At 68.1% G+C, this 18,503-nt stretch carries 16 protein-coding genes; 12 read left to right on the forward strand and 4 right to left on the reverse strand.

What is annotated here, in order from left to right; genetic code table 11:
- Nucleotide 1 precedes the first annotated feature (1 nt).
- From AB0P21_RS22235 to AB0P21_RS22260, 6 genes are all read left to right on the forward strand, one after another.
- Nucleotides 2-385: a (deoxy)nucleoside triphosphate pyrophosphohydrolase gene (locus tag AB0P21_RS22235; protein WP_363699035.1), complete on the forward strand. Its 384-nt coding sequence runs from the start codon at nucleotides 2-4 to the stop codon at nucleotides 383-385.
- Nucleotides 386-514: 129 nt separating this feature from the next.
- Nucleotides 515-1,561 carry an ABC transporter permease gene (locus AB0P21_RS22240; protein WP_363699036.1) on the forward strand — a complete coding sequence of 349 codons (1,047 nt, stop codon included), beginning with the start codon at nucleotides 515-517 and terminating at the stop codon, nucleotides 1,559-1,561.
- A 3-nt stretch (nucleotides 1,562-1,564) separates the two neighbouring features.
- Nucleotides 1,565-2,569 (forward strand): ABC transporter permease, encoded by a 1,005-nt coding sequence (locus AB0P21_RS22245; RefSeq protein WP_363699037.1) that lies wholly within the window; start codon nucleotides 1,565-1,567, stop codon nucleotides 2,567-2,569.
- A 17-nt stretch (nucleotides 2,570-2,586) separates the two neighbouring features.
- Nucleotides 2,587-3,657, forward strand: a complete 1,071-nt coding sequence (locus AB0P21_RS22250) for an ABC transporter ATP-binding protein (RefSeq protein ID WP_363699038.1) — start codon at nucleotides 2,587-2,589, stop codon at nucleotides 3,655-3,657.
- A 28-nt stretch (nucleotides 3,658-3,685) separates the two neighbouring features.
- Nucleotides 3,686-4,723 (forward strand): dipeptide ABC transporter ATP-binding protein, encoded by a 1,038-nt coding sequence (locus AB0P21_RS22255; protein WP_363699039.1) that lies wholly within the window; start codon nucleotides 3,686-3,688, stop codon nucleotides 4,721-4,723.
- 233 nt (nucleotides 4,724-4,956) lie between these two features.
- Nucleotides 4,957-6,612 (forward strand): ABC transporter substrate-binding protein, encoded by a 1,656-nt coding sequence (locus tag AB0P21_RS22260; protein WP_363699040.1) that lies wholly within the window; start codon nucleotides 4,957-4,959, stop codon nucleotides 6,610-6,612.
- A gap of 72 nt (nucleotides 6,613-6,684) precedes the next feature.
- Here AB0P21_RS22260 and AB0P21_RS22265 read toward each other — a convergent pair whose 3' ends face one another.
- Complete coding sequence (locus AB0P21_RS22265; RefSeq protein ID WP_363699041.1) at nucleotides 6,685-9,045, reverse strand: tetratricopeptide repeat protein; 2,361 nt, start codon at nucleotides 9,043-9,045, stop codon at nucleotides 6,685-6,687.
- A gap of 118 nt (nucleotides 9,046-9,163) precedes the next feature.
- On the opposite strand from AB0P21_RS22265, the gene AB0P21_RS22270 reads away from it, so the two are divergent.
- The 5 genes from AB0P21_RS22270 (at nucleotide 9,164) to AB0P21_RS22290 (ending at nucleotide 15,516) form a co-directional block, all read left to right on the forward strand.
- Nucleotides 9,164-9,460: a LuxR C-terminal-related transcriptional regulator gene (locus AB0P21_RS22270; RefSeq protein WP_363699042.1), complete on the forward strand. Its 297-nt coding sequence runs from the start codon at nucleotides 9,164-9,166 to the stop codon at nucleotides 9,458-9,460.
- Between the two features lie 71 nt (nucleotides 9,461-9,531).
- Nucleotides 9,532-10,443: an N-acetyl-1-D-myo-inositol-2-amino-2-deoxy-alpha-D-glucopyranoside deacetylase gene (gene mshB / locus AB0P21_RS22275; protein ID WP_363699043.1), complete on the forward strand. Its 912-nt coding sequence runs from the start codon at nucleotides 9,532-9,534 to the stop codon at nucleotides 10,441-10,443.
- A 45-nt stretch (nucleotides 10,444-10,488) separates the two neighbouring features.
- Nucleotides 10,489-12,822 (forward strand): NB-ARC domain-containing protein, encoded by a 2,334-nt coding sequence (locus tag AB0P21_RS22280; protein ID WP_363699044.1) that lies wholly within the window; start codon nucleotides 10,489-10,491, stop codon nucleotides 12,820-12,822.
- A 334-nt stretch (nucleotides 12,823-13,156) separates the two neighbouring features.
- A complete protein-coding gene (locus AB0P21_RS22285) occupies nucleotides 13,157-13,669 on the forward strand; it encodes a flavin reductase family protein (protein ID WP_363699045.1) in 513 nt (170 codons plus the stop codon).
- Nucleotides 13,670-13,734: 65 nt separating this feature from the next.
- Nucleotides 13,735-15,516 carry a VanW family protein gene (locus tag AB0P21_RS22290; protein ID WP_363699046.1) on the forward strand — a complete coding sequence of 594 codons (1,782 nt, stop codon included), beginning with the start codon at nucleotides 13,735-13,737 and terminating at the stop codon, nucleotides 15,514-15,516.
- 68 nt (nucleotides 15,517-15,584) lie between these two features.
- On the opposite strand, the gene AB0P21_RS22295 is transcribed toward AB0P21_RS22290, so the two are convergent.
- Entirely contained in the window at nucleotides 15,585-16,016 is a 432-nt protein-coding gene (locus AB0P21_RS22295) for a type II toxin-antitoxin system PemK/MazF family toxin (protein ID WP_363699047.1), read from the reverse strand.
- A 9-nt stretch (nucleotides 16,017-16,025) separates the two neighbouring features.
- Nucleotides 16,026-16,961 (reverse strand): GNAT family N-acetyltransferase, encoded by a 936-nt coding sequence (locus AB0P21_RS22300; RefSeq protein WP_363699048.1) that lies wholly within the window; start codon nucleotides 16,959-16,961, stop codon nucleotides 16,026-16,028.
- A 130-nt stretch (nucleotides 16,962-17,091) separates the two neighbouring features.
- On the opposite strand from AB0P21_RS22300, the gene fdxA reads away from it, so the two are divergent.
- Nucleotides 17,092-17,418, forward strand: coding sequence for a ferredoxin (gene fdxA / locus AB0P21_RS22305; RefSeq protein ID WP_020385626.1), 327 nt, complete (start codon nucleotides 17,092-17,094; stop codon nucleotides 17,416-17,418).
- Between the two features lie 60 nt (nucleotides 17,419-17,478).
- Here the strand turns inward: fdxA and AB0P21_RS22310 are convergent, their stop codons facing one another.
- Entirely contained in the window at nucleotides 17,479-18,456 is a 978-nt protein-coding gene (locus AB0P21_RS22310; protein ID WP_363699049.1) for a hypothetical protein, read from the reverse strand.
- Between the last annotated feature and the right edge of the window lie 47 nt (nucleotides 18,457-18,503).

Genomic DNA, 18,503 nt, shown 5'->3' on the forward strand with positions numbered 1-18,503 from the left:
CATGAGTGAGCAGCAGATCGTCGTCGGCGTAGCCGTCATCCGCGCGGGTCAGGTCCTCGCCGCGCTGCGCCCCGGGCCGGACGGTGGCTGGGAGTTCCCCGGCGGCAAGGTCGAACCAGGGGAGACCGACGAGCAGGCCGCCGTCCGTGAGTTGCGCGAGGAGCTGGGACTGGAGATCGAACCGGGGAGCTCGCTCGGTCTCGACCAGCCCGTCAACGAGAAATATGTACTGCGCGTGTACGTCGCGTCACTGCTGGTCGGCGAGCCCGTACTGCGTGAACACATCGCCGTCCGATGGGTCTCGGCGGCGGAACTGACGCAGCTCGATTGGCTGCCGGCCGACCGGCCGTTCTTGCCCTTATTACGTGAGGTTTTCGGTGCGTAATTCGATCCGTCACGATTCCGTGACATCGACGCCAGCCCAGTGGCGTCCACACTGCGAGATCCGTAGGGTTCCCGGCAACTCGACCGTCGGGATCCGACGGTGCGAACAAGGGGAAGGTAGGCAACAGCGATGACGCTGGGGGTTTCCGAAGACCTGTCTCCAGACGGTGGTCTTCCGGCCGACGGATTGGCCGAGACAACTGAGGCCAAACAGATCGAGGGCCGGTCCCTGGGGCAGATCGCCTGGGCCCGGCTGAAGAAGGACAAGATCGCGGTGATCAGCGCGATCGTCATTCTGTTGATCATCGTGGTGGCGGTCTTCGCGCCGTTGATCGTGAAGCTGAACGGCTTCCCGCCGGACCAGTTCAACAAGCTCAACGAAGACGGTCAGCCGTTGCTGAATACGCGCGACGGCGGAATCCCGATCGGCGGCCTGTGGGGCAGTGGCACCAGCGCCGAGCACTGGTTCGGCGTCGAGCCGCAGAACGGCCGCGACGTCTTCTCCCGGCTGGTCTACGGCACCCGGGTCTCGCTGCTCGTCGCCCTCGGCGGCACCCTGATCGCGATCGTGCTCGGCACCGTGATCGGGATGGTGGCCGGCTACTTCGGCGGCTGGGTCGACACCCTGCTCAGCCGGCTGATGGACATCATGCTGAGCTTCCCGTCGCTGCTGTTCATCATGGCGCTGACGCCGGTGGTCGCCGACCGCGGTCAGGACCTGCTGGGCATCCCCGACGACAACAAGCTTCGACTAGGCGTGCTGATGTTCGTGCTCGGCTTCTTCGGCTGGGCATATCTGGCCCGGATCGTGCGCGGCCAGACGCTCTCGCTGCGGGAGCGCGAGTTCGTCGAGGCCGCCCGGTCGCTCGGCGCCGGACCGGCGTACGTGATCTTCAAGCAGATCCTGCCGAACCTGATCCCGACGCTGCTCGTCTACACGACGCTGCTGATCCCCGGCAACATCACTGCGGAGGCGGCGCTGTCCTTCCTCGGTGTCGGCATCAAGGAGCCGACCTCCTCGTGGGGCCGGATGATCTCCGACGCGTCGGACTGGATCGAGAGCAACCCGCTCTACCTGTTCTTCCCGGGGCTCGCCCTGTTCATCACCGTGCTGGCGTTCAACCTGCTCGGTGACTCCGTGCGCGACGCCCTCGACCCGCGTGCCGGGAGGAGCTGACCCATGGGCCGCTATCTGATTCGCCGGCTGCTGCAGACCCTGGTCATCCTCTGGGTGATCAGCGCCATCACCTTCTTCCTGTTCTGGATCACGCCGGCCAACCCCGCGCTGCTGATCTGCGGCAAGAACTGCAACACCGAGACGATCGCGACGGTGAACGCGACGTACGGGTTCGACGACCCGCTGATCGTCCAGTACGGCACCTACATGAAGGGGCTGGTCAGCCCCGGTGGCCGTGAGATCGGCTCCGAGGGCAACGAGCGCAACTGCCCGTGGCCGTGCTTCGGCGAGTCGTACCAGAACGGCATCCCGGTCTGGGACTCGATCTCCGACGCCTTCCCGGCGACCTTCTGGCTCGCCTCCGGCGCCGCGATCATCTGGCTGATCTTCGGCGTGATGCTCGGTCTGCTGGCGGCCCTGCGCAAGGGCAAGGCCGTCGACAAGCTGAGCGTCGGGCTGGCGCTGTTCGGCGTCTCGTTCCCGACCATCGTGTTCGGCTATCTGCTGTTGTTCCTGTTCATCGTCAAACTCAAGTGGATCCCGTTCCCGGACACGGCCAACGCGGCCCTGTTCACCGTGGGTCCACTGAAGTGGCTGCAGTTCTACATCCTGCCGTGGATCACGCTGGCGCTGGTCTACGCGGCGCTGTACACCCGGATCACCCGGGCCAACATGATCGACACGATGAACGAGGACTACATCCGGACCGCCCGGGCCAAGGGCCTCGGCGAGGGCACCGTGATCTTCAAGCACGGACTGCGTTCGGCGCTGACCCCGATCGTGACCATCTTCGGTCTCGACCTCGGTGGTCTGCTCGGCGGCGCGGTGATCACCGAACAGATCTTCAGCATCACCGGCCTGGGCAAGTTCTCGATCGACTCGGTGCTGGGCAACGACCTGCCCGCGATCATGGGCGTCGTGCTGTTCGCCGCCATCTTCGTCGTGGTCGCCAACGTGATCGTCGACATCCTGTACGCCTTCATCGACCCGCGCGTGCGGTTGTCCTAGACCCGACGAGGAGACAAGTGACCGAGTCTGTGACAACCACAGCAAGTGCGGACCGTAGTACCGGCAAGCCGTTCCTGGAGCTGAAGGACCTGCAGGTGCACTTCCCGACCGATGACGGTCTGGTGAAGGCAGTGAACGGACTGAGCTTCAGCCTGGAACGCGGCAAGACCCTCGGCATCGTGGGTGAGTCGGGCTCCGGTAAGAGCGTGTCCAGCCTGGCGATCATGGGGCTGCACAAGGGCAGCCGGGCCCAGGTGTCCGGCGAGATCTGGCTGGACGGCGCCGAGCTGGTGGGCATGTCCGTGCCGGAGATCCGCCGGCTGCGCGGCCAGCAGGTGGCGATGATCTTCCAGGACCCGCTGTCGGCGATGCACCCGTTCTACCGGGTCGGCGACCAGCTGGTCGAGGCGTACCGGGTGCACAACCAGGTGACCAAGGCGGTCGCCAAGAAGCGCGCGATCGACCTGCTCGACCGGGTCGGCATCCCGTCGCCGGACAAGCGGTTCTTCGACTACCCGCACCAGTTCTCCGGCGGTATGCGGCAGCGCGCGATGATCGCGATGGCGCTGATGTGCGACCCGCAGTTGCTGATCGCGGACGAGCCGACCACCGCCCTGGACGTCACCGTCCAGGCGCAGATCCTGGACCTGATGCAGGATCTGCAGAAGGAGTTCAACTCCGCGATCGTGATCATCACCCACGACCTCGGAGTGGTCGCTCAGATGGCCCAGGACGTGGTCGTCATGTACGGCGGCCGGGTGGTCGAGTCGGGTCCCGTCCGGGACATCTTCTACCGGCCCGAGATGCCCTACACCTGGGGTCTGCTGGGCTCGATCCCGCGGGTCAACCGCGGTGGCGATCACCGGCTCAAGTCGATCCGGGGTACGCCGCCGTCGCTGATCAACCTGCCCAAGGGGTGCCCGTTCCAGCCGCGCTGCGACTACCAGCAGCACGTCGACGGCAACGTCTGCGTCGACGAGGTTCCGCAGTTGCTGCAGATCGGCGCGGAAGAGCATCGAGTGCGCTGCCACATCGAGTCCGCGAAGCGGCGCGAGATCTTCACCGAGCAGATCAAGCCGGCCCTGTGATGGCGAACCGCAAGAACGAGGAGCGATCGTGAGTACGTCGACGTCGGCCGAGCAGGTCGTCAGCGCGGAGCAGGGCGAGCCGCTGCTCGAGGTCAAGGGACTGCAGCGCTATTTCCCGGTCACCCGGGGCATCGTCTTCCAGAAGCAGACCGGCGCGGTCAAGGCGGTCGACGGGATCGACCTGACCATCCGGACCGGCGAGACGCTCGGCGTGGTCGGCGAGTCGGGCTGTGGCAAGACCACCACGGGCCGGCTGGTGACCAGGCTGGACGAGCCGACCGGTGGCACCATCCGGTTCGAGGGCAACGACATCAGCCATCTGAGCCGGCAGCGGATGCGGCCGTTCCGGCGTGAGATCCAGATGATCTTCCAGGACCCGTTCTCGTCGCTGAACCCGCGGCAGACGATCGGCACCATCATCGCGGCGCCGTTCGAGATCCAGAAGGTGGACAGCGACGGCGGCACCAAGAAGGCCGTCCAGGCGCTGATGGAGCGGGTCGGGCTGAACCCCGAGCACTACAACCGCTACCCGCACGAGTTCTCCGGCGGCCAGCGGCAGCGGATCGGGGTCGCCCGGGCGCTCGCGCTGCGGCCGAAGCTGATCGTCTGCGACGAGCCGGTGTCGGCCCTGGACGTGTCGATCCAGGCCCAGATCGTGAACCTGCTGGAGGACCTGCAGGACGAGTTCAACCTCGCCTACATGTTCATCGCCCACGACCTGTCGGTGATCCGGCACATCTCCGATCGCGTGGCCGTGATGTACCTCGGCAAGGTGGTCGAGATCGCAGACCGTGACGAGCTGTACAACCATGCCCGGCACCCCTACACGCACGCGCTGCTGTCGGCGGTCCCCGAAGCGGACCCCGACGCGCTGGCGCACCGGGAGCGGATCCGGCTCACCGGTGACGTGCCGAGCCCCCTGAATCCTCCGTCGGGTTGCCGATTCCGGACCCGATGCTGGAAAGCGGAAGACATCTGCGCCGAACAGGAACCACCGTTGGTGCAGATCGGTGCCCCGGGTCACCAGGCGGCCTGCCACTTCCCGGAGGAGCGCGACGTGATCTGAAAACTACACAGGGTAGCTGAAAGATCTAGCGATGGCATTGAAGCAATCACGATCTGGTCACCGAGCGGAATGCTCGTTGCGCCACTTGTGAATCCGTGAGTTGATGACCGCGAATTGACGTCAAGTGACCTACCGGCCGCCGCGACCCGGCGTGGAACGTCATGACAAGGAAGGAACTACTGGCTATGAAGTATGCCAAACGAGTAGGACAGGTAGTTGCCGCAGGAGTCTCCGTGACCCTGCTGGCGACCGCTTGCGGTGGCGGCAGCGATGACGCCGGCACGAAGACTACTGAAGGCACGGCCGGGGCCAAGGGGGGCACCGTCACCGTTTACCACGTCAATGATGTAGAGCACCTGGACCCGGGACGTAACTTCGTCACCGACTCCGGCATGATCGGCAAGCTGATCACCCGGACGCTGACCGAGTACCGCTACGACGCCAAGGCGAAGAAGACGGTCCTGGAGAACGACCTGGCGGCCAGCTACGAGAGCTCGCCGGACTTCAAGACCTGGACCTTCAAGCTGAAGGACGGGATCAAGTACGAGGACGGCACGCCGATCGTCGCCGCTGACATCAAGTACGGCGCCGAGCGTTCCTTCGCCGCGGACATGGCCGAGGGTGCGCCGTACGCCAAGCAGTACCTGGACTGCCCGGGCTACAAGGGCCCGTACGTCGCCGGCAACAACGGCGGCAAGGGCTGCACCGCGATCGAGGTGCCGGACGAGAAGACCGTCGTCCTCAAGCTGAACCAGCCGGTCACCACCTTCGAGGGTGCGGCCAGCATGAAGATCTGGTCGCCGGTGCCGAAGGCCAAGGACACCAAGACCGCGTACGACAACAAGCCGGTCTCCTCCGGCCCGTACAAGATCGAGTCCTACACCCGCAAGAAGCAGCTGGTGCTGGTCCGCAACGACCAGTGGGACCAGAAGACGGACACCCTGCGCACCGCGCAGCCGGACAAGTTCATCTTCAAGTTCGGTGACGCCGAGGCGACCGTCGACCAGCGGCTGTTCGCCGACGGCGCGGCCGACAAGAGCTCGGTGAGCTTCGCCGGTGTCCAGCCGGAGAACATCGCCAAGACGAACCAGGCCAACGTCAAGGACCGGGTGATCGAGTCCACCGACCTGTGCCGCCGCTACATCGCCTTCAACCAGCAGAAGCCGCTGCTGAAGAACCAGAAGCTGCGTGAGGCCCTGTACTACGGCCTCGACCGCACCAGCTACCGCGACGGCCGTGGTGGCGAGCGGCTGGCAGCAGTCGTCGACTCGGTCATCCCGCAGGACCTGGAAGGCTACAAGCCGGAGGAGACCTTCAAGGCTCCGCCGGAAGGCGACAAGGAGAAGGCCAAGGCGCTGCTGACCGAGGCCGGCTACAAGGGCGAGAAGCTCGTCCTCGGCACCGCTGACTCGGGTCTGGCCGTCAAGGCGGCCGAGGCCGCTCAGGCGTCCTGGAAGGCGATCGGCGTCAACATCGACATCCGCAAGATCCCGGGCGACAACTACTACTCGACCCAGCAGCAGGACAACTCCGCGACCGACCTGATCACCGCGGGCTGGTGCCCGGACTGGGCGTCGCTGGCGACCGTCGTGCCGCCGGTTCTCGGACCGGACACCACCGCGACGAACAAGGCCGCGCAGAACAACTACGGCCGCAGCCAGGCCGGCTGGGACAAGCTGGCCGAGCTGAACAAGGAGACCGACAAGGCCAAGCTCACCTCCGGCCTGTCCGACGTCTACGCCGAGATCATGAAGACGGCGCCGCTGGTGCCGACCGTTCAGGACCTCAACGTCTACGTCGTCGGCTCGAACATCGACAACGCGGTGGCCGACCCGAACTCGGGTGGTCTGCCGGACCTCACCCAGATCGCGCTGAAGAAGGCGAACTGATCGAGGTAGCACCTTCGCCGTAGTCAGGTGAAAGAAGGGCGGTTCCCCTCGGGGAGCCGCCCTTCTGCTGTGTCAGGTGGACCGGAGGAGCTGCTCCAGCGCCGCGGCGCCGTGCGCGTTGTGCTGCTCGTGGATGGACAGCGCGATCCGCCACTCCCGCCTTGCCTCCGGCAGCTTGCCTTCGGCCCGGTGCACCTCGCCGAGGCTCTTGCGGATGTCCGCCTCGACCAGCCAGTCGCCGTGCTGGCCGGCGATCGCCAGGCCCTCGCTCTGGGCGGCGATCGCTTCGGCGTACCGGCCTTCGGCCATCCGGAGCCGGCCCAGTTCGTTCAGTACCTCGGCCTGCGGGATCGATGCCCCGGCGGTCCGGTACAGGATCAGACTCTCGCGCAGCGCGTTGCCGGCCACCTCGAACTCGCCGGCCTCCCGGTAGGCGACGCCCACGTTCTGCGCGATCATGCCGCGGTACTTCTCCAGTCCCGGCTCGTCCAGGATCTGCATCGCCTCGGCGAAGTGCCGCTCGGCCGACTGGGGCATCCCGGTCTTCAGGTAGAGCATGCCGAGGGCAAGGCAGGCCCAGGCGGCGCGGGGAGGGATGCCGAGTCGCAGGCCGATCTCGCGAGCGCGTTCGGCGTACGGGATGCCGTCGTTGGTACGGCCGGTGCGTTCCAGCACATGGCTCAGGCTGCTCAGGCAGAGCGCTTGCAGGTTGCCGTCGCCGGAAGCCTCGGCTGTGTCGACTGCCTGTCTTAGGGGAGCCACGGCCTGCTCGTACTGCCCCAGCTCGGCGTGGGCCGCGCCCAGGTCATGCAGGACGAGTCCCTCCGCGACGCGGTCGGGGCCACCGCTGACCAGACGCAGGATGGCCTCGTTGACCTGCAGCCACTCCAGCCAGGCCCGGCGACTCGTGTAGTACGCGTTGAGCCCGATGGCCAGCTGTACTGCGAGGCCAGGCTGGTCCGCGACCGCCCGCTGGACGGTGCCGACGAGAGTGGTCCGCTCGTTGTCCAGCCAGGCGAGGACATGCTCCTGCTCGGCCAGGTCCTGAGCGCCGTCGAGCCACTCCTTGTCGAGCCAGGCCTCCCGGGTCACCCCGTGGCCGGCGTACTCGCTGGCCTTCCAGACGACAGCGGAGACCCGCTTGATCCACCTAGTAGTGGCGGCAGCCTTGTCGGGTTCAGTCAGCATCTGCTCGGCCAGCTCCCGTGCAGCCACTCGCACGAGGTCATGCAACCTGTACCGGCTGGGACTGGGCGTCGTGAGCAGGTGTACGTCCACCAGCCGCTCCAGTACTACGGCAGCCTCCGGCTCGGGGCTGTCGGACAGTGCGGCGGCCAGTGCCGACGTGAGCTCGACAGAGTCCGACAGCCCGAGCAGCGCGAACATAGTGACGGCCTGTACGTCGACAGGATCGTCGCTGCCCGCCAGCTGCTCGATCGACAGCACCAGCGTCGCCCGTACTCCGGAGTCGTCCAGCTGCAACTCGTCCAGTCGGCGACGGCCGTCGGCAAGTCGCTCGGCCAGGTGGGCCACCGGCCAGGTCGGGCGGGACGCCAGCCGGGCACCGGCCATCCGGATCGCCAGCGGCAGGCCGCCGCACTGCCGGACCACCTCGGCACAGTCGTCCTCCGGGGCATCCGGGCGCTCCGAGATGCGGCGGAGCATCTCGATCGACTCCTCCAGCGGCGGCTCGCCCAGTGGGAACTGGCGGCCGGCCAGTCCGGCCATGCTCCGCCGGCTGGTCACGATGACCGCGCAGCCGCCGGACCCGGGCAGCAGCGGCTCGATCTGCTCCTTGTCGGAGGCGTTGTCGAGCAGCAGCACGAGGCGGCGGCTGGCGAGCGAAGTACGGAAGCGAGAGGTTGCTGCCGCGAGGTCTGCGGGCGGGGTCTCGCCCAGGTCCTCCAGTAGATAGGTCAGGGCGTCCAGCGGCTCCAGTGGCGGGCCGATGCCGAAGCCGCGCAGGTCGAGGTACAGCTGGCCGTCCGGGAAGTGCTCGGCGAGCTGGTGAGCTGTGTGGATGGCCAGAGTGGTCTTGCCGATGCCGCCCATGCCTGTGATGGCTGTCACACTGACGCCCTTGGCAGTGGTCAGGTGCTTGGTCAGCAGCTCCATCTCACGGACCCGGCCGGTGAAGTCGCCACTGGCGAACGGCAGCTGTCTGGGGGAGGCCGGTGATGCCGGTTTGGCCTTGGCCTTGTCGGTCCGGCCCCGGCGGGACGCTGCGGCGGCCAGCGAGGCTGTCTGGTCGGGATCCAAGTGGAGTGCCTCGGCCAGGGCTTCGACGGTGCTCAGCTGGGGGTAGCGCCGGGTGCCGCGCTCGAGGGTGCTGATCGCCTGCACGCTGACGCCGGAGCCTGCCGACAGCTCGTCCTGGGTCAGCCCGGCGGCGGTCCGATGGCGACGGAGCAGGGCAGCGAACTGCGATTCCACCCCGTACACCTCCACCGATCGTCACTTTTGTATGGGTGAACTGTATGGGTTGTACCTGGTGAGCCGGTCTGGACCAGTCGAGAATTGAACCTGCAAGACGACTGGGGAGGGGATGAGGATGTCGGTTTACCAGGCTGTACCTGCGGTCAGACGTGAGGACTTCGCGCCGGAGGTGGTGTGCGAGGTCTACGAGCTGGGATCGCGCCGCGCGACGCCGGGGGCGGCGAAGGAGCTGACCAGCCGCCAGGTCACCATCGGCCGGCTGATGGCGACCGGGGCGAAGGACGCCGCGATCGCGCGGCAGCTCGGACTGTCGCTGCGGACCGTCCGGGCCGAGATCAGCGCGCTGATCGCCGGGCTCGGCGCCAGGTCGCGGTTCCAGGCGGGCTGCTTGCTGGTGCGTCGCTTCGGCTGAGCCGGCCGGAGCGCCCCGGCGCCTGAAAAGGCGCCGGGATTCTGTCCGACGGCCCACGTAGGGTTGGGGCCATGACCGAGCTTCCTGACCGCCGCCTGCTGCTGGTTCACGCGCATCCGGACGACGAGACGATCAACAACGGCGCGACGATGGCGCGGTACGTCGCCGAGGGTGCCCTGGTCACCCTGATCACCTGCACCCTGGGTGAGGAGGGCGAGGTGCTGGTGCCGGAGCTGGAGCACCTGGCCAGCGACCAGACCGACGGGCTGGGCAAGCACCGGATCGGCGAGCTGGCCGCCGCGATGGACGAGCTGGGCGTCACCGACCACCGCTTCCTCGGCGGCCCGGGCAAGTACCGCGACACCGGGATGATCTACAACGACGAGGGCAACGCCGCCGTCCCGCTGGAGACCCGGCCGGACAGCTTCTGGGACGCCGACCTGCTGGCCGCGGCCAACGACCTGGTCCCGGTGATCCGGGAGGTCAAGCCGCAGGTGCTGATCACCTACGACGAGTTCGGCAACTACGGCCACCCGGACCACATCAAGGCCCACCGCGTCGCTACCTACGCCGCCGCGCTGGCCGCCGCCCGGTCGTACCGCGAGGACCTCGGTGAGCCCTGGGACATCGCGAAGATCTACTGGCCGACGATGGCCGAGTCGTCGATGCGGGAGAGCCTGCGCCGGCTCCGCGAGGCCGGCGACAGCACCACCTTCGAGGGAATGGACCCCGAGGGCCCGATGCCGCCGATGATCACCCCCGACCACCTGGTCGACTGCGTGATCTCCGCCGAGGGCTTCCTCGACCGCAAGATGAACGCGATGAAGGCGCACGCCACCCAGATCACCGTCGACGGCCCGTTCTTCGCCCTGTCGAACAACAACGGCCTGGAGATCTGGGGCAGCGAGTCCTACCGCCTGGTCAAGGGCACCCCGGCCCCCGGCCCCGACGGCGTGGAAACCGACCTCTTCGCAGGCCTCTGAGCTAGCTCGGAACCGCCCCGACCGGGCGGGTCTACGATCGTCGGCATGACGTTTGCCCCGGCGTTCGGTGTGTTGCTGCGCGGCTTCCGGCGGGAGGCCGCGCTCACCCAGGAAGCACTGGCCGAGCGAGCCGGGCTGAGCGTCGAGGCGATCCGCGTCCTCGAGGCCGGCCGGCGGCGCCACCCGCGACCGTCGACCATCAAACAGCTGGTGGCGGCGCTCGGACTGTCCGAGGCCGACCTGTCGCGGCTGGAGGAGGCCGCGCGGCGACGCCAGGCGGCCTCGCACGACCTGCCCGCCGACATCGACGACTTCTCCGGCCGGACCGCTGAGCTTCGGCAACTTGTCGACGCCTTGGGGCGCGAAGCTCCGGCCGTCGCGCTGGTGTCTGTCGCGGGGATGGGCGGCGTCGGCAAGACCACGCTTGCGGTCCACGGCGCGAGGTTGCTGGCCGACGACTTTCCGGACGGCTTCCTGTACGTCAGTCTCGGGGGTCACGGCGGCGGGCGGCCGGCTGAGCCGCTCGAGCTGCTCCAGCGACTGCTCCGGGCGCTCGGCGTCCAGGAGAGTCAGATTCCTCGCGAGGTGGCCGAGGCTGCCGCGCGGTACCGATCGGCGCTGGCCGGCCGGAAGCTGCTCGTGCTGCTCGACGACGCGGCCAGCAGCGATCAGGTCGCTCCGCTGATCCCCGGCACGAGTGGATCGGCTGTGCTGATCACCAGTCGAAAGCAGCTGACCGGGGTGGCTGGTCTGCGGCAGCTGCGTCTCGATGTGCTGTCGGATCAGGAGGCGCTGGAGCTTTTTGCCGCAGTACTCGGGGAGGGGCGGGTCGAGGAGGAGCGGGAGGCGGCGCTGGCGGTGGCTCGGTTGTGCGGTCACCTTCCGCTGGCTCTGCGGATCGCCGCGGGGTCTCTGTCAGGACAGCCCGACAAGAAGTTCAGGCGGCTGGCCGACGAGCTCGAAAGCTCCCGGGCGAAGGTCCTGTCGGCCGATGGCGGTGGTGTCCGGGCGAGCATCGACCTGTCGCTGCGAGCCTTGGCCGCCGATCCGCGGACGGTCGCACGGACCGCCGCCGCGGTGTTCCCGATCGTAGCCCTGCTAGGCGTCGACGATTTCGCACTGCGGACCGCGGCCGCGGCCTTGGACCTGCCGATCGACGAGGTCGAGGATGCGCTGGAGCACCTGGTGGACGTCAGCTTGCTGGAGACGCCGCAACTGCACCGCTACCGGATGCACGATCTGGTCCGGGAGATCGGCCGGGAGAAGACCCGGAGCTCTGATCGCGAGGCCGTGAGCGGCAGGGTGCTCGACCACTACCTCGCGCTGGGGTGGCGGATCGAGGAGACGAGCGGCATGGGGGCGATGTCCGATGCGTGGCGGGACCCCCGGTGGTCGATCTCCGTCAAGGACCTCGATCTGGAAACGGCGACCGACCTGCTCGATGCGGACCGCGCCAACTGTGTGGCCGCCGTTCGGGCCGCGGCCGGTGGATCTCCGGCCGAGCGTCTCGCGGTGGTCCGGATCGCCGCGGGCATCAACGACTTCGGCCAGACCCGGAAACGGTGGAGCGAGTGGCGGGCGATCCTGGAGGCCGCGGCCGGTGTCGTCGGGCAGTTCGACGATCCGGTCAGCAGCGGGATGATCCATTTCGACCTCGGTCTGGTCTGTAACGAGCTGGAGGAGTTCGAGCAGGGCGTCGAGTACCTGACCCAGGCAGCCCGTTCCGCCCGGGAGATGGGGGAGCAGGGCTTCGAGGTGACCGCCCTGGTGAACCTCGGCCACGCGCTCGAACGGGCGAACCGGCTGCCCGAGGCCCGCGCCGTGGCCCAGCAGGTGCAGGACCATCGGCCGGACGAGCGGATCGCGTCCTGGATCGAGCTGATCCTGGGCATGGCCGCGGGCAAGGAGCAGGACCTGGCGGGCCAGCGAGCCGCCTTCGAACGCTCGCTGGAGCTGTATCGGGCGGCCGGCGCGCCGCCAGGCAACCTGGCGATGCGCTATCGCATCATCGGCGAGTCACTGGCCGAGGCCGGGCAGGACGGCGACGCGGAGGCGTCGTACCGCGAGGCGCTGTCCCGCTACCGCGAACTGGACGACCAGCTCAACGTCGCCGCGGTGCTCGAACGACTCGGGGCCACGCTGGTCAGCGCCGGCAGCCTCGACGAGGCCGAAGCTGTGCTGTCGGAGGCCCTCCTGCTCGCGCAGGAGCAGGCGCAGTGGGATTGCGAGGCACGCATCCAGGTCGCCCTCGGCAACCGCCTCAGTGCCTTGGGCCGGAAGGCCGAGGCAGCCGACGCGTGGCGGCGAGCACTTGGCATCTACGAGTACCACGGCGCCGCCGCAACCGAAGACGTCCGGTTGCTGCTTGACCGGGCGTGACTATCATCTGCCGACATGGCTGACTTCGGTGAGTTGCTCCGGAGGTACCGGTCGTCGGCGGGGCTGACCCAGGAGCAGTTGCCGAGAGGTCGGAGCACGGACTCTGGGACCGGGAGGCCAACATCCGACTCCGGCGTGGGCGTACCTGGCAAGCAACGGGCCGGGGCGACCAAACCCGCGAGGACTGGCTTACTGCGCTGCAGCTGTACGAGGCGCACGGATCGCCGCTCGCGGACGACGTACGCGGACTCCTGGCCGGGTTGCCGGCTGAGCAGTGACCGGTCCCACACGCGGGGTTGAGGCGTCAACCAGCTGGGGGACTTAGGCTGCTGGGGTGACGGAACCCGGCGGCAGTATCGACTCCGGAGACTTCCGTACTGCGCTGGGCCGGTTCGCGTCCGGGATCACGATCATGAGTACGTCGCAGGACGGGATCGCGCACGCGATGACCGCCAACGCGTTCACCTCCGTCTCGCTGGACCCGCCGTTGGTGCTGGTCTGTGTGGATCACGGGGTCCGGATGCACGACGCGGTACTGGACTGTGGGTTCTGGGCGGTGTCGGTGCTGTCCGACAGTCATCGGGAGCTCGCGACGCGGTTCGCCAAGTCGGGGCGGGACCTCTACGGGCAGTTCGACGGGGTCGCCACCCAGCCTGGTCCGAAGACCGGGTGCCCGGTGATCGAGGGAGCGCTCTCATGGCTGGAGTGCCGGACCTGGGCGACCTATCCGGGCGGTGACCACACGATCGTTGTCGGTGAGGTTCTGAGCCTTGGTGAAGGGCAGCTGGATGACCCTGCCGCACTGATCTACTACGAGGGCCAGTACAGGGCACTCGGGGGCAGATAAGTCTGCCCTGTCCTGTAGTCTGTGCCGTTGCTGTTATCTGGTCTCGAGCAGGAGGACTCTGTCCGGTGGGGAGAAACAAGCTCGCGGGGATCATTGCCGCGGCGGGGTTCGGGGTGCTCGTGGTCGCCTACGGCGCGGCGTTCGCGCTGACCGGCGACAAGGTCCCGGGGGATACGACCGTACTGGGGATTCCCCTCGGCGGTCTGTCGGAGGACGACGCGAAGGCGAAGCTGCAGGCCGGTCTGAAGGATCGCCTGCTGCTGCCGATCAACGTCAAGGCCGGCCAGACGACGTACCAGGTGAAGCCGGCTGACGCGGGCCTGACGCTCGATGTCGACGCCACCGTCGCCGAGGCGGGCGCGGGGCGCAGCCTCAACCCGGCCCGGATCCTGCGCGCGATGACCGGCGGGGACGCGATCGAGCCGGTGGTCGGCAAGGACGAGGCCAAGCTGAAGGCGGCCATCGACAAGCTGGCCGCGCAGGTGAACCGGCCGGCCACCGAGGGCACCATCACCTTCGTCAAGGCCAAGGCCGTCCAGCACCCGTCGGCCGACGGGCTGCAACTGGACAACGAGAAGGCCACCGAGACGGTGCTGTCCGGCTTCCCGTCGGACGGCAACCCCAAGGACCTGCAGGTCAGCGTGACCAAGCCGAAGGCCGGCAGCGAGGCCATCGACAAGGCGATGACCGAGTACGCCGTGCCCGCGATGTCCGGCCCGGTCCGGCTGACCGTCGGCGACAAGAAGGCCGATCTGCAGCCCGAGGAGCTCGCTCCCGCGCTCACCCTGGTCGCCAAGGACGGCGGTTTCACGCCGAGCCTGAACGCCAAGCTGCTCGAGCCGCTGTTCGCCGAGCGGTTCAAGACCCTCGAGACGCTGCCGAAGGACGCCACCATCGGCGTCGTGGCCGGCAAGGTCAAGGTCATCCCCGCCGTCGACGGCATGGTGGTCGCCCGCGACAAGGTGGTGCCGGCGATCCTCGCGATCCTGCCGAAGCCGTCCGGTCAGCGCACCGCCGCGGTCGGCCTGGCGCACACCAAGGCCGCCGTCACCACCGAGGCCGCCGCGGCGCTGGGGATCAAGGAGGTGATGGGGGAGTCCACCACCCACTTCCCCTACGCCGAGTACCGCAACGTCAACATCGGCACCGCCGCCCGCAAGATCGACGGCACCCTGCTGAAGGCGGGCGAGACGTTCAGCCTGAACAAGATCGTCGGCGAGCGGACCCGCGAGAACGGCTTCACCGACGGCAACATCATCAGCGGCGGCAAGTTCGTCCTGGACCTCGGCGGCGGCGTCTCGCAGTCGGCGACCACCACCTTCAACGCGGCCTTCTTCGCCGGCCTGAAGGACGTCGAGCACAAGGCCCACAGCGTCTACATCGACCGCTACCCGATCGGCCGCGAGGCGACCGTGGCCTGGCCGTCGGTCGACCTGAAGTTCCTCAACGACTCCGGCCACGGGATCTACGTGCAGACCCTCTTCACCGCGGCCAAGCCCGGCGGTCAGGGCACCCTGACGGTGAAGATCTGGGGCACCAAGGTCTGGGACATCACCGCGGGCAAGTCCGAGAAGACCAACTTCCGCAGCCCGGGCCTGGTCTACGACACCGCCGCGAACTGCCGGCCGCAGGCGCCGACCGCCGGTTTCGACATCAAGATCTACCGGTACTTCGCGAAGAACGGTGCCCGGGTCAAGACCGAGTCCTTCACCACGAACTACAACGCGGCCGACACCATCAAGTGCGGCCCGAAGCCGGGCACCACGCCGCCGCCGGGGACGGAGACCACGCCTCCGGGCGCGGGCAAGCCGACGCCGCCGGTCGGCACTCCCCGGCCGCCGAGCTGAGCCTCGCCGCCGAGCTGAATCTCAGAGCCAACGACTGAGGGCCGTCCCCTGCTGGGGGCGGCCCTTTGTCATGCCCGGTGCAGCTCGTGCAGCTGCGCCGCGACCTGGTTGAAGATCTCCTCGCCGATCACAGCGCCCTCCCGCCGGACGGCGGCCGGGTCGATCCGCAGTACGCGATCCAGCCGTACTTCGCTGTTGCGGCCTTCCTTGTCCCAGGGGCCGCCGCCGATGTCGAACCAGACCCGGCCCCAGCGGGCCTCGTCGGCCGCGTCGCGGTCGTGGTCCTTGCTGGTCAGGATCAGCGCCAGCAGCAACGGCCCGTCCGAGCCGACGACCAGCACCGGCCGGTCCTTGCCGCGGGTGTGGTCCTCCTCGAACGGCACCCAGGTCCAGACCACCTCGCCCGGATCGGCGACCCCGTCGTCGGGGTGCGGGGTGTACTCGACCCGCACCGTGCCCTCGTAGTCACCCGCGTACGCCGGTCGCTCCAACTCAGCCATGGGCCGAGACTACCGACTCCCGGCAGTGAGATAGCGGTAGCGATAGGCAACGGCGTACCCGAGGTTCTGGTAGGTCGTCAGGGCCGGCAGGTTGGACGAGACGACCTCCAGGTAGGTCCGGCGGCCGCCCTCCTGTCCAGACCAGCGTGCAAGGCCCTGCACGAGGGCTGTGCCGAGCCCACGCCGCCGGTACGCCGGATCGACCCTCACCGCGTCCACACCCAGCCAGTGGCCCGTCATGGCGCCGCGGGCGACTGCCACAACCTTGCCGTCCAGCTCCACCGCGGCGAAGGCGGTCTTGGGAGCACCCTCCATCACAGTGGGCGCCACAGCCGGGGGAGTGCCCTCGAAGGCCGTCCCGTACCAACCGGCGTCCGGCTTGTCACTGACACTCACCTCGTACTGCGGTACGCCGTTCACCAGGTCCAGCGTCGTGTGCAGGACGAACACGTCGGCCTCCTCCGGCCGGGCGTCCACCCAACCGAGCTGCTCGAACTCCTGCACGACAGGACTCTCCAGCCGAACCAGGGCCAGCGGGGGAAGCCCCCGCTCGGCGTAGAACACCTCAGCCCGCTTCAGCGCCTCCGAGACAGGCATCTCGGGGTCACCGGCGGGCAGTAGCGAATTGGCTCGTCCCGTCCAGCCTGCAGAGGCCCGCAGCAGCCACTGGCCGACGTGTGCGGTCTCCACGGCGGGGCGCCCCAGGGCGGTGGTGAGGAAGAGTTGCTCGACGTCCACCGGCCGCAGCGGCATCGGGGGAATCTGCTTGGCTGCTGAGACGTCCTCCACGCGGACCTCGTACGGCGTACTGTCGGAGTGCCGGACCACCAGCGAACTCGCGTCGTACGACTGCAACACCCCGATCACATCGGTCAGTTGGCCGCCCGGAAGCCGGTGGCGGACCACGACACGGTGGCCGATATCACGGGCACTGAGGCCTGACACGATGCGGACTCCTGGCAGAGTGGGGCGGGTACTACCGTGATACTAGGTAGCGCCACCACCATATGAGCATCGGGAACACCGCACCGCAGCACCCAGTCCGCTGCGCCTGCTGGCTATAGGAGGAGTACCAGTGACCTACGTCATCGCGCAGCCGTGTGTTGACCTCAAGGACCTCGCCTGCGTCGAGGAGTGTCCGGTCGACTGCATCTACGAGGGCAACCGGATGCTTTACATCCACCCCGACGAGTGTGTCGACTGTGGAGCTTGTGAGCCGGTCTGCCCGGTGGAAGCCATCTACTACGAAGACGACACCCCGGAGCAGTGGAAGGACTACTACACCGCCAACGTCGACTTCTTCAACGACCTCGGCTCGCCCGGCGGCGCGTCCAAGATGGGCAAGATCGACAAGGATCACGCCTTCATCGCGGCGCTGCCCCCGCAGGAGCACGACGAGTAAGGCTGTTCAGCACCGGACACCGCAGTACGCCGAGCAGGGCGTACTGCGGTGTTTCGCGTTCTACTGGTCGATCACGTCGACGTGGACGTGGTCCAGGTGCCGGAGCGTGTCCTTGTTCCCGGCCCGGTCCGGCGCCGTGTAGTCGCGCCAGCCGTTGTCCGACTTGCCGCCGGCGGTCCAGATCTTGTCGCTGAAGATGACGGTCCGGATGCCCAGGTGGTCGGCGCGGGCGACCAGGTACTGCGCGATCGCCCAGCCCTTGACCGTGTTCGGCACCGAGATCGGCTTGACGAAGATGTCCACCGCCCGGCCCTCGTAGTGCGCCGAACCCTCCATGTGCCCGCTCTTCACGCCGCCCGGCTGGTAGCCGCCGGTCGAGAGCTTGCCGAAGGTGGCGGCCACGTCCTTGCGGACCGCCTCGGCGCGCGGGGTCAGCCCGTTCTTGCCCATCGTCTCGGCCGGCAGCGACTCGGTGTTGACCGTGCAACTGAAGGCGGCCTTGGTCTGGCCGGTCAAGGCGGAGGCCAGCACGCGGGCGTCCGCCTCGTGGTCGGCGTACGCGTTGGGGAAGGCGCTGCGCTGGACCTTGTCGGCCGCGACGGTCACTGCGAGCGTCTGGTAGTTCCGGACCTTCACCAGCGCGTCGTAGAACTTCCCGGCCGCGTAGTGCGGGTCCTGGACCTGGGTGACCGTGCCCCAGCCCTGTGACGGCCGCTGCTGGAACAGGCCGAGCGAGTCCCGGTCCCCGTGCGCCAGGTTGCGCAGCCCGGACTCCTGGTACGCCGTCGCCAAGGCGATCGTCGCCGCCCGCGCCGGCAGCCCACGCCGTACGGCGACGCCCACGATGATCGCCGCCGACTCGGCCTGCTCCAGATCCAGTACTACGGACCCGCCGCTGACCGTGGCCTCGCACTGCTCGCGTGGTGGCAGCAGCGGCCCGAACTCCTTGCCGCTGATCCAGTGGATCCCGGCCCCGACGGCAAGCGCCAGCGCCCCCACTGCACCAATTGCGACCAGGGCGCCACGGTTCATCGGCATACCCGATCCAACGTGCGGGCCCGGCGTCGGGGTTCCTGGAAGTAGGT

It is taken from the genome of Kribbella sp. NPDC056861 (assembly GCF_040687575.1).
GTDB lineage: Bacteria > Actinomycetota > Actinomycetes > Propionibacteriales > Kribbellaceae > Kribbella.

Coding starts and splice junctions, on each gene's coding strand:
- AB0P21_RS22235 (WP_363699035.1), top strand. CDS start 2: ATGAGTGAGCAGCAGATCGTCGTCGGCGTAGCCGTCATCCGCGCGGGT.
- AB0P21_RS22240 (WP_363699036.1), top strand. CDS start 515: ATGACGCTGGGGGTTTCCGAAGACCTGTCTCCAGACGGTGGTCTTCCG.
- AB0P21_RS22245 (WP_363699037.1), top strand. CDS start 1,565: ATGGGCCGCTATCTGATTCGCCGGCTGCTGCAGACCCTGGTCATCCTC.
- AB0P21_RS22270 (WP_363699042.1), top strand. CDS start 9,164: ATGTCGGTTTACCAGGCTGTACCTGCGGTCAGACGTGAGGACTTCGCG.
- mshB (WP_363699043.1), top strand. CDS start 9,532: ATGACCGAGCTTCCTGACCGCCGCCTGCTGCTGGTTCACGCGCATCCG.
- AB0P21_RS22280 (WP_363699044.1), top strand. CDS start 10,489: ATGACGTTTGCCCCGGCGTTCGGTGTGTTGCTGCGCGGCTTCCGGCGG.
- AB0P21_RS22295 (WP_363699047.1), bottom strand. CDS start 16,016: ATGGCTGAGTTGGAGCGACCGGCGTACGCGGGTGACTACGAGGGCACG.
- AB0P21_RS22310 (WP_363699049.1), bottom strand. CDS start 18,456: ATGCCGATGAACCGTGGCGCCCTGGTCGCAATTGGTGCAGTGGGGGCG.